We start from the raw sequence: 14517 nt of genomic DNA, 5'->3' as shown, positions 1-14517 counted from the left end.
GCCCGGCGGGTGGCGTACCGGGGGCAGCCGGCCGCCCCGCCCTGCTCGGGTGGGGCGGCCGGCCCGTCCTGCTCGGGTGGGGCGGCCGGCCCGTCCTCGCCGACGACCAGCACGTCCAGGTCGACGTCGCTGTGTGCGGTGGCGCCGCGGCGGGCATGGCTGCCGCGCAGCAGGATGCCCACGACCGGGCGTTCGGCGGTCGCCCGCAGCCGGGCGGTCCAGTCGTCCAGGAAGCCGCCCTCCGGCAACGGAGCGTGATTCACCGCGCCATCGTGCCGTACGTCCCATCGGGGCGCAATGCCCGAAGGCAGACCTCGTGTCCGGTACGAAGACTAGTGTCCGACGGTTCGCATTCCTGCCTCGGTATACCGCTCGCCAGCCACCGCCCCGGCCGGCACCGCCTCCCGCAGCCGCGCCTGCTGCTGCGGGCTGAGCCGGATGTCCGCCGCTGCGGCGTTCTCCTCCAGGTAGCGGACCCGCTTGGTGCCTGGGATCGGCAGGATGTCCTCGCCCTGCGCGAGCAGCCAGGCCAGCGCGGCCTGCGCCGGCGTGCAGCCGATCTCACCGGCCACCGCGCGGACCTCCTCGACCAGCCGGAGGTTGGCGTCCAGGTTGTCCTCGGCGAACCGCGGCACGGTCCGCCGCCAGTCGTCGTCGGCCAGCTGGTCGCGCCCGCTGATCGCCCCGGTGAGCAACCCCCGACCCACCGGCGAGTACGCCACCAGCGCCACCCCGAGCTCCCGGCAGGTCGCCAGCATCTCCGCCTCGACGTCCCGGGTGAACAGCGAGTACTCCATCTGGACCGCGGCGATCGGGTGGACGGCGTGCGCCGCGCGCAGCGTTGCCGGGCTGACCTCGGACAGCCCGATCAGCCGCACCTTGCCGGCCTGGACCAGCTCGGCCAGCGCGCCGACGGTCTCCTCGATCGGCGTGGCCGGGTCGCGCCGGTGCAGGTAGTACAGGTCGATGGTGTCCACCCCGAGCCGGCCCAGCGACGCGTCGCAGGCCTCCTTCGCCCAGGCGGCGCTGCTGTCCACGTACGCGCCGGGGCTGCCCGTGCCGCCGAAGCCCTCCCCGCGCGCGCGGTTACCGAACTTGGTGGCCAGGAAGACCTCGTCCCGCCGGGCGCCCACCACCGGGGCGAGCAGCCGCTCGTTCGCCCCGAAGCCGTACATGTCGGCGGTGTCCAGGTGGTTGACCCCCAGGTCGAGGGCGCGGTGCAGGGTACGCGTCGACTCGGCGTCGTCACCCGTGCCGTACGCGAAGCTCATCCCCATGCAGCCCAGCCCGATGGCGGACACCTCGGGCCCCGCGGCCCCCAGCCGTCGACGGATCATCGTTCCTCTTCCCTCTCGCGGTAGATTTCGATCTTGTGGTCCAGCACCTTGAGGTCCTCCTCGAGCTGGGCCATCCGGGCCAGCACCCGGGCCCGGTGCGCCTCGAACAGCGCCCGGCGGGCGCCCAGCGTGCGGTCGCCCTGCCGGGCCAGCTCGGCGTACCGGCGCATGTCGCGGACCGGCATCCCGGTCCGGCGCAGGCGGGTCAGCAGCCGTAGCCAGTCGACGTCACCCTCGGTGTAGCGGCGCCGGCCGGCCGAGTCCCGCCCGACCGGCGCCACCAGCCCCTCCTGCTCGTACCAGCGCAGCGTGTAGGTGGTCAGACCGACCCTCTCCGCCGCCTCGCCGACGGAGAAGCTCGTCTCCCGCGTGCCGATGTCCACGGCGTCCAGACTTCCAGTTCGAGGGCGCTCGAAGTCAACCGTTGCGCGCCGACCGGTATCTCATCTACCGTTGAGTTCAACAGGTGATGAGTTTTGCTGAGGGAGGTGGACCGTGGCGGACGCGATCGACATCCGCGATCTGGTCGTCGACCGGGGACGACGCCGGGTGCTGCGCGGCGTCAGCTGCGCGATCCCGGGCGGCGTGGTGACCGGGCTGCTCGGCCCGAGCGGCAGTGGCAAGTCCACGCTGATGCGGGCGGTGGTCGGCGTCCAGGTGGTCACCTCGGGCACGGTCACCGTGCTCGGCCGGCCCGCCGGGGCGGCGGCGCTGCGCCACCGGGTCGGCTACCTCACCCAGGCGCCCAGCGTCTACGCCGACCTGACCGTGCGGGAGAACGCCCGCTACTTCGCCGCCCTCCAGGGGCGGGGCGCGGCCGACGCCGAACGGGCGATCTCCGACGTCGGGCTGGCGAAGGCCGCCACCCAGCTGGTCGGCACGCTCTCCGGCGGCCAGCGCAGCCGGGCCTCGCTGGCCTGCGCGCTGGTCGGCGAGCCGGAGCTGGTCATCCTGGACGAGCCGACCGTCGGGCAGGACCCGGTGCTGCGGGCCGACCTGTGGGCCCGGTTCCACGAGATGGCCGCGGCCGGCACCGCCCTGCTGGTGTCCAGCCACGTGATGGACGAGGCGGCCCGCTGCGACCGGCTGCTGCTGATCCGCGACGGCCGGCTGATCGCCGACGACACCCCCGACGCGGTACGCGCCACCGCCGGGGTGGACGACCTGGACGAGGCGTTCCTGCGACTGATCCGGGCGAGCGAGGCGGGCCGGGACGGCGCCGCCGGAGAGGCGACCTCATGAACCCGCGCATCCTGGCCGCCACCACCGGGCGCATCCTGCGCCAGCTGCGGCACGACAAGCGGACGGTGGCCCTGCTGGTGGTGGTGCCGACGGTGCTGCTGACCCTGGTCTACTACATGTACGCCGACCAGCCCACCCCGCCCGGCCAGCCGTCCACCTTCGACCGGGTGGCCCTGATCATGCTGGGCTTCTTCCCGTTCATCATCATGTTCCTGGTGACCAGCATCGCCATGCTGCGCGAGCGCACCACCGGGACGCTGGAGCGGCTGCTCACCACCCCGCTGGGCAAGCTCGACCTGCTCTTCGGGTACGGCATCGCGTTCGGCCTGGCCGGGGTGGTGCAGGCGACCGTGGCCGCCGCCGTGGCGTACTGGCTGTTCGGGCTCTCCACGGCGGGCAGCAGCGCGCTGGTCATCCTGATCGCCGCGGTCAACGCGGTGCTGGCGGTGGCGCTCGGGCTGTTCTGCAGCGCCTTCGCCCGCACCGAGTTCCAGGCGGTGCAGTTCATGCCGGTGGTGGTCGCCCCGCAGCTGCTGCTGTGCGGGCTGTTCGTACCGCGCGGGCAGATGGCCGGCTGGTTGCAGGCGATCAGCGACGTGCTGCCCCTGTCGTACGCGGTCGAGGCGCTGCAGGAGGTCGGCGCGCACGCCGACCCGACCGGCACCATGTGGCGGGACGTGGCGATCGTGGCGGGCGCGGCGGTGGCGGCGCTGGTGCTGGCGGCGGCCACCCTGCGGCGGCGCAGCGGATGACCGCACCGCGACGCACCGGCCGGCGGGCCGGCAAGCCGGACACCCGGGAGGCCATCCTCGCGGCCGCCCGGGCGGCGTTCGCCGAGCGGGGGTACGACGCCGCATCGATCCGGCTGATCGCCGGTGCGGCCGGGGTCGACCCGGCCCTGGTCCACCACTACTTCGGCACCAAGGAGGAGCTCTTCCGGGCCAGCATGGATGTGCCGTTCAACCCGGCGGAGCTGCTGCCGGCGGTGCTCGCCGGCGGCCCGGACGAGGTCGGCGCGCGACTGGTGCGGACCTTCCTCGGCATCTGGGACTCGCCGGCCGGCAGCCCCGCGGTGGCCCTGCTGCGCTCCGCGGTGAGCAACGAGTGGACCGCCCGGATGCTGCGGGAGTTCCTGGTCAGCCAGGTGCTGCGCCGGGTGCTCGACCGGCTCGACGTGCCCGCCGCCGAGCGTCCGATGCGCGGCTCGCTGGTGGCCAGCCAGATGGTCGGGCTGGCCCTGGCGCGGTACGTCATCCGGCTGGAACCGGTCGCCTCCGCGGCCCCGGAGACGCTGGTCGGCATGGTCGGCCCCACCGCGCAGCGCTACCTCACCGGCGACCTGACCGGCTGACCCCGGCGCACCGCGGTGGCGCGCCCAGCGTCAGCGGGTCTGCTCCAGCCAGGAGGCGTAGAGCAGGCCGTACACCGACTCCGGGTCGCGGACCAGCTCGTCGTGCGGGCCGCGCTGCACCACCCGGCCCCGGTCCACCACGATCACCTCGTCGGCGGCCTGCGCGGTGGAGAGCCGGTGCGCGATGGCCAGCGTGGTCCGGCCGCGGGTGACCGCGTCCAGGGTGCGCTGCAGGCGCACCTCGGTGGCCGGGTCGACCGCGCTGGTCGCCTCGTCCAGCACCAGCAGGTCCGGGTCCGCGACGTACGCCCGGGCCAGCGCGACCAGCTGCCGCTCCCCCACGCTCAGCGCCTCCCCCCGCTCGCCGACCGGGGTGTCCAGCCCGGACGGCAACCCGTCCAGCCAGTCGGCCAGCCCCAGCTCACCGACGGCGGCGGTCAACTCGGCGTCGGTCAGGTCCGGGCGGGCGAAGCGGATGTTCTCCCCCACTGTGGCGTCGAAGAGGAAGCCGTCCTGCGGCACCATCACCACCCGGGACCGCAGCGAGGCGAACCGCACCTGCTCCAGCGGCACGCCGGAGAGCAGCACGGTGCCCTCGGTCGGGTCCATCAGCCGGGTGAGCAGCTTGGCGAAGGTGGTCTTGCCGCTGCCGGTCTCGCCGACCACCGCCACCCGGCTCTTCGCCGGGATGTCCAGGGTCACCCCGTGCAGCACCGGCGGCCCGCCCGGGTACGCGAAGGTCACCTGCGCGAACCGGATGTCCAGCGGGCCGGGCGGCAGGTCCCGGCCCTGCTCCCCCGGGTCGGCCACGTCCGGCTCGACGTCCAGCACGTCGAGCACCCGACGCCAGCCGGCGATCGCGTTCTGCGCCTCGTTGAGCACCTCGGTGGCGATCTGCACCGGCTGAATGAAGAGCGTGACCAGGAACAGGAACGCGGTTAGCTGGCCGATCGACAGGGTGCGGTCCACCCCGAGGGTCACCCCGACGACCACCACCCCGGCCAGCGCGACGCCGGCCGCCAGCTCGCCGACCGAGCTGCCCAGGATGCTGATCCGGATGGCCCGCTGCTGGGCGTCCCGCTGCCGCTCGATCGCCTCGTCGAGCCGGCGGGCGGTCCGCCCGGCCACCCCGTACGCCCGGATCACCGGCGCGCCCACGACGCTCTCCCCGATGGTGCCGAGCAGGGTGCCCATCCGCTGCCGGACCACCCCGTACGCGCCGGCCAGCCGGCGCTGCAGCAACCGGATCACCAGCAGCGCCGGGGCGAAGGCGGCGAGCACCACCAGGGTCAACTGCCAGGAGTACGCCAGCATCACCGCGGTGGTCACCACCAGCTGGCCCAGGTTGACCAGCAGGATCACCCCGCCCCACTGGAGGAACTGGGTGATCTGGTCGACGTCGCTGGTCACCCGGGACACCAGGGAGCCGCGCCGCTCCGACTGCTGGTGCAGCATCGACAGGTCGTGCACGTGCCGGAACGCCCGGGTGCGCACCCCGGCCAGCGCGGTCTCGCTGACCGTGAACAGCCGGCGCATCATCAGGTAGCCGCAGGCGGTGGTCACCACCAGCACGGCGGCGGTGATGGTGACCACGGTCCAGACCACGCCGAGGTTCAGCCCGCCGATGATGCCGTGGTCGATGCCGCGCTGCACGGCGACCGGCACCGCCACCCGGCCGACCATGTAGACCAGCGCCAGGGCGAGGGTGGCGGCCAGCCCGACCCGCAGCTCCGGGGAGAGCGCCAGCCCCCGCCGCAGCGTCCGCCAGGTCGACTCGGCCGCCTCCGGCCGCTCCGCCTCGACCGCGCTACTCAATGGTCCACCTCGATCTCAAGACCCGAGGGCAGCGGGCTGACCTCGTCGTACGTCTGCTGCTGCTCGCGGTCCTGCTCGGCCTGCTCGTACGCGGTGACCAGGTCGGCGTAGCCGGGCACGGTGGCCAGCAGCTCGGGGTGCGTGCCGCGGGCGACCACCCGACCCTGCTCCAGGTAGATCACCTCGTCGGCGAGCGCGATGGTGGCCCGCCGGTACGCGACCACCAGGATCGACGCGGCCGCGCCCTGCCCGGACGCCGGGGCGCGCAGCCCGGCCAGGATGGCCGCCTCGACCCGGGGGTCGACCGCGCTGGTGGCGTCGTCCAGCACCAGCAGCCGGGGTCGGCCGGCGAGCGCCCGGGCCAGCGTGAGCCGCTGCCGCTGGCCGCCGGAGAGCGAGGTGCCCCGCTCGCCGACCATGGTGTCCAGCCCGTCGGGCAGGGCGGCGACGAAGCCGTCCGCCTCGGCGAGCCGCAGCGCCGCCCAGATGTCCTCGTCGTCGATGCCGGGCCGGTCCAGCCCGATGTTGGCCCGGACGGTGTCGTCGAAGACGAACGGCACCTGGGCGACCAGCGCGACCGTCGAGGCCAGCGACGCGGCGGTGAGGTCGCGCAGGTCCACCCCGTCCAGGGTGACCGCGCCGTCGAGCGGGTCGACCAGGCGCACCGCGAGCGAGGTGACGGTGGACTTGCCGGAGCCGGTGGGCCCGACCAGGGCCACCGTCTTGCCGGCCGGCACGGTGAAGCTCACCTCGCCGAGCACCTCGGTGCCGGGCAGGTGCGCCTCGGCCGGCTCGTACCCGAAGTGCACGTCGCGGAAGGCGAGCGTGGCCGGCGCCGGATCGGCCGGGTCCAGCACGGTGTCGCCGTACGGCATCTCGCCGGTGGCGTCGAGCACCCGGCTGACCCGGTCCCAGCCGGCGACGCTGCGTGGCAGCTCGGCGAGCACCCAGCCGATCGCGCGCACCGGGAAGGCCAGCACGGTGAACAGGAACGCCACGCTGACCAGGTCGGTCACGTCGATCGCGCCCGCCCGCAGCCGGAACGCCCCGACCACCAGCACGGCCAGGGTGCCCACGCTGGGCAGGGTCTCCAGCATCGGGTCGAAGATGCCGCGCAGCCGCCCGACCGAGATCAGCGCGTCCCGCAGCTCGCCGGCGCGGGACGCGAACCGGGCGGTCTCCTGCGCCTCCCGGCCCATCGTCTTGACCACCAGCGCGCCGTCGAAGCTCTCGTGTGCGATCCCGCTGACCTCGGCACGCAGCCGCTGGGCGCGGGCCTGGCGGGGGGCCATTCGCCGGGAATAGATCACGTTCAGCGCGAACAGTGAGGGGAACACCGCCAGCCCGACCAGCGCGAGCGCCCAGTCGGTGAAGAACAGCGAGACCACCGCGCCGACCAGCATCACCAGGGTGCCGACGGCGAACGGCAGCGGGGCGATCGGGTACCAGGCCGCCTCGACGTCGGAGTTGGCGTTGGACAGCAGCGTGCCGGTGGCGTTGCGGTGGTGCCAGGACACCGGCAGGTCGAGGTAGCGGCGGGTGACCCTGCGCCGGTAGGCCGCCTGGAGGCGGAACTGCATGTAGCCGGCGCCGAGCCGGCGGCCGAAGATCCCCACCACCCGCAGCACGCTGATGCCGAACAGCGCGGCGGCGGCCAGCGCGAGCACGCCGGTGCCCACCGAGCCGCGCTCGATCGCCGGCACCACCACGTCACCGACCACCCGGCCGACCACGAAGGCGCTGACGACCACCATGGATCCGAACAGCACACTGCCGGCCACCGCGACCGCGAAGATGCGCGGTTGCTCCCGGATCGCCCGGCCGAGGACTGCCAGTCCCCGGCGGAGCACGTCGCGACTCGTCCCGCTCGCCACACTCTCCCCCGCCGTAAGCCGCAATTATCTCCCCCATCCTTACCGGTGCGCACCAGCTCCGCCGACCCGGAGTGGTATGTCCGCCGTCACGCGACATCCGGTGGCCCGCCCGGCGCGCCGTCCGGGCCGCGCGGCCCTACGATCGGCGACATGCCGCGGTACGCCCGATCGGAGCGCGAGGCGCTCGCCGACCTGATGCTGGAACTGGGACCGGACGCGCCGACGATCGACGCGGGGTGGACCACCCGGGATCTGGCCGCGCACCTGGTGGTGCGCGAGCGCCGCCCGGACGCGGCGGGCGGCATCGTGCTCCCGCTGCTGCGCGGGTACGCCGAGGTGGTGCGCCTGCGGGTCGCCGGGCGCCCCTGGGCGGAGCTGGTCGGGCAGGTCCGCCGACCCCCGGTGTGGAGCCCGGTGAGCAACCCGGTCACCGACGAGCTGGCCAACACCATGGAGTTCTTCATCCACCACGAGGACGTCCGGCGGGCCCGTGCCGGCTGGCAACCCCGGGAGGTGCCGACCGGCCTGCAGCAACGGCTGTGGAAGCCGGCCGGGCTGCTGGCCCGCGCGGCGCTGCGCCGGTTCCCCGCCGACCTGCTGGTGCAGGCGCCCGGGCACGGCGAGTTCACCGTCGGCCGGGGCGGCGACCGGGTCCGGCTGGTCGGCGCGCCGGGCGAGCTGGCGCTGTTCCTCTCCGGGCGGCAGCGGGTCGCGCGGGTGCAGATCGACGGCCCATCGGCGGTGGCCGAGCGGCTGCGATCGGCGTCCCTCGGCATCTGAGCGAGATCATCACCAGCCGGCGCCCGCCCAGGGCCTCGGCGAGACACCGGGCGCCACCCAGGTGCGTGACCGTGGCCTGGGCGGGGTCGGCCTCACCCCGGCTGTCCTCTCCCTGCCTCGTCAAGCCGCCGTTCGGAGACCCGTGAGCTGCCCGAGGTGGTGGCCTCCTCGACCTGGGCCCGATCGGCTCCGGCCGGTGGCAGCCGGACGAACCGGGCACCGGTCAGCACCACCACTCCGCCGAGCGCCACCAGGGTCAGCGCCGCCGACAGGCCCAACCGGCCGGCGAGCACACCCACCAGCGGAGGGCTGGACAGGAAGCCCGCGTAACCCACGATCGTGATCAGCGAGATCGCGCTGGACCGCCGGTCCGGGCCGGCGGCCCGACCGGCCGCGCTGAGCAGTGTGGGCAGGACGGGGGCGATACCGAGGCCGGAGAGCCCGAACCCGACCAGTGCCCACCACGGGTTCCACGCGGCGGCGCCGATCGCCAGACCCACCCCGCCCAGCGTGCCCCCCAGCATGAGCACCCGGCGGTCACTGAACCGGTCACCGTGTCGTTGCGCGACCATCCGCCCCACCGCCAGGCCCGCCATGTACGCCGCTGGCGCGAAACTGCTCACCAGGGGACCCACCCGGAGCTGCTGCTCCAGGTGGATCGCGCCCCACTGCTCGACCGCGTTCTCCATCAGCAGCGCGGTCGCGCCGATCGCCCCGATCAGGACCAGCGGACCGAGGAGCCGGCGGGGACGGGGGCCGGCGGATTCCGCTGCTGTCTCGTGCCAACCGCGCCGGTCCACCACCAGCACCGCGCTGACGGCCACCAGCAGAGCGATCATGACGAGCACCGCCACGGTGGGAACGCCCACCTGTCGCGCCAGGCCGACCGCGGGCGCCGCGGCCAACATCGCCACCGGAGTGGCGGCGTGCACCCGGTTGAACAGCCGACGGCCGTCCCGGGCCTCGTAGGCCGCCGTGGTCGCGTTCAGCGCTACCTCGATCGCGCCGCTGGACCCGCCGACGAGCAACAGCGCCACGGCGAACGCCGGGAACGACGGCGCGAGCCCGACCAGTGCGACCGCCAGCGCGAACACCACCGTCACCAACGGCAGGGTGTGCTGCCTGAGCCGCCGGGTGAGCCGTCCGGTAAGGAGCATGGCCGGCACCGCGCCGACCGGGATGGCGAACAATGCGAACCCGAGCTGCTGGTTGGTCAGCGCGAGATCCGCCTTGATACCGGGGATCAGGGCGGCCCAACCGCCCCAGAAAATGCCCCAGCTGGCGGCTACTGACAGCAATCCGTCAGCCGAGGCGACGCCACGCTTCACCACAATCTCCCCTGCATCTGCCTGGTTGTTGCCGGTGACCGGCCGGTCAGCAGCTGGCCTGCGGAATGCGTTGCCAGCCACCACCATCAGCTCCACCGAAGGGTGGCGGGCAACGATCGGCCAACCGAACGGTGCTTGGGCTAGCCGATGCCCACGGGCAGGCAATACTCTTCGGTAACCGCAGACCGACGTGACCGCCGTCACGTCAGCCACCCCCGAAGGCGGAAACCGCGATGGCTCTCGATGTACCGTACCGCTCCATCCCCGACATGTTCCTCAAGCGGGTGGCCGCGTCCCCGGCCGCTCACGCGTTCGCCCACCCGGCGCCGGACGACTCCGGCCCGGTCTGGCTGACCTGGGAGCAGGTCGGGCGCCGGGCGAAGGCGGTCGCGGCGGGCCTGCACGGCCTCGGCGTCGGCCCGGAGGACCCGGTGGCGATCCTGGCCAACACCCGGCTGGACTGGGTGATCGCCGACTTCGGCATCATGTGCGCCGGCGGCGCGACCACCACCGTCTACCCGACCACCGAGCCCGAGGACGCGACCTTCATCGTGGCCGACTCCGGGTCCCGGGTGCTGTTCGCGGAGAACCCGGCCCAGGCCGCCAAGCTGGCCGGTGCCGACCTGCCCGCGCTGACCCACGTGGTGCTCTTCGACGGGGCGGCCGACCCGGCCGCCGGCGTGCCCCAGCTGACCCTCGCGGAGCTGGAGGAGCGGGGCGAGCGGGCGCTGGCCGCCGAGCCGGACCTGATCGACCGGCTGGTCGCGCCGATCGGCCCGGACCACCTGGCCACGCTGATCTACACCTCCGGCACCACCGGGCGGCCCAAGGGCGTGGAGCTGCTGCACGGCGGCTGGTGCTGGGAGGGGGTCGTGCAGGCCGAGACGAGTCTGCTGCGCCCCGACGACGTGCAGTACCTCTGGCTGCCGCTGGCCCACTCGTTCGGCAAGACGCTGCTCTGCGGGGCCACCCACGTGGGCCTGCCGACGTACGTCGACGGCCGGGTGGACAAGCTGGTCGACCTGCTGTCGGTGGTCCGGCCGACGCTGATGTGCGGCGCGCCCCGGGTCTTCGAGAAGGTCTACAACAAGGCGGTCACCACCGCCCAGGACGCCGGCGGCGCCAAGGCGAAGATCTTCGCCTGGGGGGTCGCGGTGGGCAAGGAGAAGGTCGCCCTGGAGCAGGCCGGCAAGCCGGTCCCGGCCCCGCTGCGGCTGAAGTACGCGGTCGCGGAGAAGCTGGTGTTCAGCAAGCTGCAGGCCCGGCTCGGCGGCCGGATCCGGGTGCTGGTCTCCGGCGCGGCGCCGCTGAGCAAGGAGATCGCCACCTTCTTCGCCGCTGCCAACCTGCCCATCTCCGAGGGGTACGGCCTGACCGAGACCAGCGCGGGCAACTTCGTCAACCCGCCGGACGGCCTGCGGATCGGCACGGTGGGCCGGGCGATGGGCGACCTGGAGTGCCGGATCGACACCGACGGAGAGATCCTGCTGCGCGGCCGGCCGGTGATGCGCGGGTACCACAACCTCCCGGAGGAGACCGCGGCCGCGTTCACCGAGGACGGCTTCTTCCGCACCGGGGACATCGGCAGCCTGGATGACGACGGCTACCTGCGGATCACCGACCGGAAGAAGGACCTGGTCAAGACCTCCGGCGGGAAGTACATCGCGCCGTCGCACATCGAGGGCATGTTCAAGGCGCTCTGCCCGTACACCTCGCAGGCGATCGTGATCGGCCAGGCCCGCAACTACTGCACGATGCTGGTCAGCCTCGACCCGGACGCGCTCAAGGGGTGGGTGGCCGGCGGCCCGCTGGACGGCCGCGACTACGCCGACATCGTCACCTCGCCCGAGGCGAAGGAGATGGTCGAGGGGTACGTCGCCCAGCTCAACGCCCGGCTCAACCGCTGGGAGACGATCAAGAAGGTGACCGTGCTGCCGCGCGACCTGACCATCGAGCACGGCGAGATGACCCCGTCGCTGAAGATCAAGCGGCGCGGGGTGGAGAGCAACTTCGCCGGCGAGATCGACCGGATGTACGAGGGCACGCTGGCCGAGCTCTGACCGGCCGACCGGACCCCGGTGGCCGTGTCTCCCCGTCCCGGGACACGGCCACCGGCCCGGTCACAGGTGCTCGCCGCGCCACCGCGACTGCTCCAGCTCGAAGGCCAGCTGCTCATCCAGCGCCACCTGCCGGATCCGCCGCCGGCGCGGCCCGTCCACCACCGTCTGGGCCACCGTCGAGACCACGCAGACGACCGCCAGCAGGGCCAGCGCGTCCAGCTCCGGCACCCGGGCGGTCACCGGGGAGAGCGCGGCGAGCACCGCCACCGCCGCCAGCGGCGCCCACCGCACCGCGCCGAGCGCACGCCAGCCGAGGCCGGCCAGCGCGAGCAGGTAGACCGCCACCCCGCCGTGCAGCACCGGCACCCAGAAACCCCCCAGCGGTACGCCCCGGGCCGGCGTCGCCGGATCGGCCACCTCCGCCAGCAGGTCCTTGAGCCCCAGGGCGAAGAAGATGATCCCGGCGATCATCGGCAGGTGCAGCCAGGTGTACGCGTCGCGGGCCAGCCGGGCCCGGGCCACCGGTTCCCGGGTGCGGTGCAGCGCCTGCTCGACGGCGAGCGCCAGGGTGTCGAAGTACGCCCACCACAGCGCCGAGGCGACCGCGATGCCGAACCCCGCCGCGGCCACCACCGGCCAGGTCAGCGGCAGCTCCCGGATGAACTTCGGCCCGAAGCCCAGCGCGATGATCGACTCGCCGAGGGCGACCAGCACGATCAGCGCGTGCCGTTCCGCCCAGTGCCCGGCCGACACCACCACCCAGTACGACCACCCCCAGGCCGTGCCCGCGACGTACTCGACCAGCAACGCGGCGATCCAGAGGCCCAGCCGCAGCCAGCCCTGACCGGCGCCGGTGGCGAGCCGCTGCGGCACCAGCGCGGCGACCACCAGCAGCGCGGTGGCGGTCACCGGCAGCAGGGTGAGCCGCAGCCAGCGCCGGCGCTCGGCCGGGTCGGACCAGGCCACCCAGCCGAAGACCGCGAGCTGGGACGCCCGGACCACGAGGTAGCAGCCGGCGAAGAAGACCGGCCCGTTCAGCCCGCCCGGCCGGTCGACGAACGCGCCCGGAGTGCTCAGCGCCAGCAGGAACGTCGCGGTGACGGTGACGAACCCGACCACCGGCAGCACGCCCTGGTCGGTGCGGACCCGGTTGCCCAGGCCGGCGAAGCCGGTCCAGCACCACCACAGCAGCGCCAGCACCAGCAGGCAGGCGATCAGGTTCCGCACCGTCGGCTCGGTGGAGGTCAGCGTGGTGACGGTGAGGAAGGCGTACACGAAGACCAGGTCGTAGAAGAGCTCCAGCCGGGTGGCCCGCGACCCGGGCGCGCCCTGCCGTACCGCACCCGACCAGCGCAGCCTCCCGCCGTCCACACCGGCAGTCTGTCAACCGGACGACCGCGTCCGCCCCGGATCCCCGATATCGCTCCGGCGGCCGGGCATGGGGCCGCTACCGGCCGGGCGCCGGGCCGGCGCCGTGCTCCTCGAGGAACGAGTCGCGCAGCCGGCGCCGGGCGTCGCCGAAGACCAGCACCTCCACGGCGATCATGGCGACGCAGACCGCGGCGAGCAGCCCGAGCGCGGCCAGCGCCGGCAGGTGGTCGGCGACCGGGACGAGCAGCACCAGCAACCCGGTGGCCACCGCCCGGGGCCAGTTCACCGAGCGCATGTTGCGCAGCCGGAAGCCCAGGTGCCCGAGCAGGTAGACGATCACGCCGCCGTAGAGGGCGAGCAGGCCCAGCCCGTGCAGCGGGTCGGTGAGCCGGTGGTGGGTGCCGTCGCCCACGTACGCCAGGACCTTCTTCAGGCCCAGCGCGAGCAGCACGATGCCGGCGACCATCGGCAGGTGCAGGTAGGTGTAGGAGTCCCGGCCCAGCGCGGCCCGCGCGGCGCCCTGTGCCCGGTGCAGCACCCGCTCGGCGGCGATCGCGACCACGTCGAAGTACGCCCACCACAGCGCGGCGGCCACCGCGACGCCGAGGAACGAGGCGACGATGATCGGCCAGGAGATCGGCAGCGCGGTCACCCCGACGCCGATCGACACCAGCGACTCGCCGAGCGCCACGATGATGATCAGCCCGTGCCGTTCGGTCCAGTGCGCGGCCGAGAAGATCCGCCAGCCGCGCGCGCCGATCGCCATGACACCGCCGTAGTCGATGGCCAGTGCGAGCACCCACAGCAGGGTGCGCAGGGTGTCCTGGCCGTGCGAGGTGTCGGTGAGCCGCTGCGGCAGCAGCGCGGCGGTGAACAGCAGGGTCGCCCCGGCCAGCATCGGCAGGGACACCCGCAGCAGCTGCCGGCGCAGCCCGACGTCGCCGCGGGCGGCGTACCAGTAGAGCACCAGGTGCAGCACCCGCACGACCAGGTAGCCGGAGGCGAAGACCACCGGGCCGGAGAGCCCGCCGGGCAGGTCGTCGAAGGCCTCGGGGATGGTCAGCGCGACCACGAACATGGTGGCCATCACCGCGAACAGCGCCGCCCGCACCGCGCCCTCGTCGGCGCGCACGGTGTTGCCCAGCCAGGCGTAGCAGCACCAGCACCACCACAGCAGGGCCAGCACGAGCAGCCCGTGCAGCATGCCCCACCAGGTGAGGTTCGCCGCCATCAGCGCGGTCACCTGGGTCAGCGCGTAGACGAAGACCAGGTCGAAGAAGAGCTCCAGCGGGGTGACCGTGGCGCCCTCGGTCATCCCCCGCATCCGTGGGGGTCGCCGCGCCGGGCCGCCGTTCGTCA

12 protein-coding genes are annotated in these 14517 nt (G+C 73.7%); 5 read left to right on the top strand and 7 right to left on the bottom strand.

What is annotated here, in order from left to right:
• Nucleotides 1–332 precede the first annotated feature (332 nt).
• Together ACFY3U_RS05815 and ACFY3U_RS05810 are read right to left on the bottom strand one after the other, a co-directional pair.
• Nucleotides 333–1337: an aldo/keto reductase gene (locus ACFY3U_RS05815; RefSeq protein WP_387195476.1), complete on the bottom strand. Its 1005-nt coding sequence runs from the start codon at nt 1335–1337 to the stop codon at nt 333–335.
• A complete protein-coding gene (locus tag ACFY3U_RS05810; protein ID WP_387195473.1) occupies nt 1334–1720 on the bottom strand; it encodes a MerR family transcriptional regulator in 387 nt (128 codons plus the stop codon). Before ACFY3U_RS05810 ends, ACFY3U_RS05815 begins: the two co-directional genes overlap by 4 nt.
• A 112-nt stretch (nt 1721–1832) precedes the next feature.
• Between ACFY3U_RS05810 and ACFY3U_RS05805 the strand changes: the two genes are divergently transcribed.
• The 3 genes from ACFY3U_RS05805 to ACFY3U_RS05795 are packed head-to-tail and all read left to right on the top strand — an operon-like array spanning nt 1833 to nt 3930.
• Nucleotides 1833–2579, top strand: a complete 747-nt coding sequence (locus ACFY3U_RS05805; RefSeq protein ID WP_387195470.1) for an ABC transporter ATP-binding protein — start codon at nt 1833–1835, stop codon at nt 2577–2579.
• Nucleotides 2576–3331 carry an ABC transporter permease gene (locus ACFY3U_RS05800; RefSeq protein ID WP_387195467.1) on the top strand — a complete coding sequence of 252 codons (756 nt, stop codon included), beginning with the start codon at nt 2576–2578 and terminating at the stop codon, nt 3329–3331. Before ACFY3U_RS05805 ends, ACFY3U_RS05800 begins: the two co-directional genes overlap by 4 nt.
• A complete protein-coding gene (locus tag ACFY3U_RS05795; RefSeq protein WP_387195465.1) occupies nt 3328–3930 on the top strand; it encodes a TetR family transcriptional regulator in 603 nt (200 codons plus the stop codon). The genes ACFY3U_RS05800 and ACFY3U_RS05795 overlap by 4 nt, the downstream gene beginning before the upstream one ends.
• A 30-nt stretch (nt 3931–3960) precedes the next feature.
• Here the strand turns inward: ACFY3U_RS05795 and ACFY3U_RS05790 are convergent, their stop codons facing one another.
• Nucleotides 3961–5745: an ABC transporter ATP-binding protein gene (locus ACFY3U_RS05790; RefSeq protein WP_387195462.1), complete on the bottom strand. Its 1785-nt coding sequence runs from the start codon at nt 5743–5745 to the stop codon at nt 3961–3963.
• A complete protein-coding gene (locus ACFY3U_RS05785; protein ID WP_387195459.1) occupies nt 5742–7619 on the bottom strand; it encodes an ABC transporter ATP-binding protein in 1878 nt (625 codons plus the stop codon). Before ACFY3U_RS05785 ends, ACFY3U_RS05790 begins: the two co-directional genes overlap by 4 nt.
• Nucleotides 7620–7769: 150 nt before the next feature.
• On the opposite strand from ACFY3U_RS05785, the gene ACFY3U_RS05780 reads away from it, so the two are divergent.
• Nucleotides 7770–8399 carry a TIGR03085 family metal-binding protein gene (locus tag ACFY3U_RS05780; protein ID WP_387195455.1) on the top strand — a complete coding sequence of 210 codons (630 nt, stop codon included), beginning with the start codon at nt 7770–7772 and terminating at the stop codon, nt 8397–8399.
• Nucleotides 8400–8491: 92 nt separating this feature from the next.
• Here ACFY3U_RS05780 and ACFY3U_RS05775 read toward each other — a convergent pair whose 3' ends face one another.
• The gene (locus ACFY3U_RS05775) at nt 8492–9940 is read right to left on the bottom strand and encodes an MFS transporter (RefSeq protein ID WP_387195452.1); all 1449 of its coding nucleotides are present in this window, start codon (nt 9938–9940) and stop codon (nt 8492–8494) included.
• Nucleotides 9941–9960: 20 nt separating this feature from the next.
• On the opposite strand from ACFY3U_RS05775, the gene ACFY3U_RS05770 reads away from it, so the two are divergent.
• Entirely contained in the window at nt 9961–11787 is a 1827-nt protein-coding gene (locus ACFY3U_RS05770) for an AMP-dependent synthetase/ligase (RefSeq protein ID WP_387195449.1), read from the top strand.
• A 60-nt stretch (nt 11788–11847) separates the two neighbouring features.
• On the opposite strand, the gene ACFY3U_RS05765 is transcribed toward ACFY3U_RS05770, so the two are convergent.
• Nucleotides 11848–13158 (bottom strand): low temperature requirement protein A, encoded by a 1311-nt coding sequence (locus ACFY3U_RS05765; RefSeq protein WP_387195446.1) that lies wholly within the window; start codon nt 13156–13158, stop codon nt 11848–11850.
• 76 nt (nt 13159–13234) lie between these two features.
• Entirely contained in the window at nt 13235–14473 is a 1239-nt protein-coding gene (locus ACFY3U_RS05760) for a low temperature requirement protein A (protein ID WP_387195443.1), read from the bottom strand.
• Nucleotides 14474–14517: the final 44 nt, after the last annotated feature.

Source organism: Micromonospora sp. NPDC000089, from assembly GCF_042899365.1.
Taxonomy (GTDB): domain Bacteria; phylum Actinomycetota; class Actinomycetes; order Mycobacteriales; family Micromonosporaceae; genus Micromonospora.
This window is presented reverse-complemented; position numbering and strand designations above follow the sequence as displayed.

Bases quoted from the DNA above. Each gene is read 5' to 3' on its own strand.
- ACFY3U_RS05800 (WP_387195467.1), top strand. From the start codon at position 2,576: ATGAACCCGCGCATCCTGGCCGCCACCACCGGGCGCATCCTGCGCCAG.
- ACFY3U_RS05815 (WP_387195476.1), bottom strand. From the start codon at position 1,337: ATGATCCGTCGACGGCTGGGGGCCGCGGGGCCCGAGGTGTCCGCCATC.
- ACFY3U_RS05795 (WP_387195465.1), top strand. From the start codon at position 3,328: ATGACCGCACCGCGACGCACCGGCCGGCGGGCCGGCAAGCCGGACACC.
- ACFY3U_RS05780 (WP_387195455.1), top strand. From the start codon at position 7,770: ATGCCGCGGTACGCCCGATCGGAGCGCGAGGCGCTCGCCGACCTGATG.
- ACFY3U_RS05770 (WP_387195449.1), top strand. From the start codon at position 9,961: ATGGCTCTCGATGTACCGTACCGCTCCATCCCCGACATGTTCCTCAAG.
- ACFY3U_RS05760 (WP_387195443.1), bottom strand. From the start codon at position 14,473: ATGACCGAGGGCGCCACGGTCACCCCGCTGGAGCTCTTCTTCGACCTG.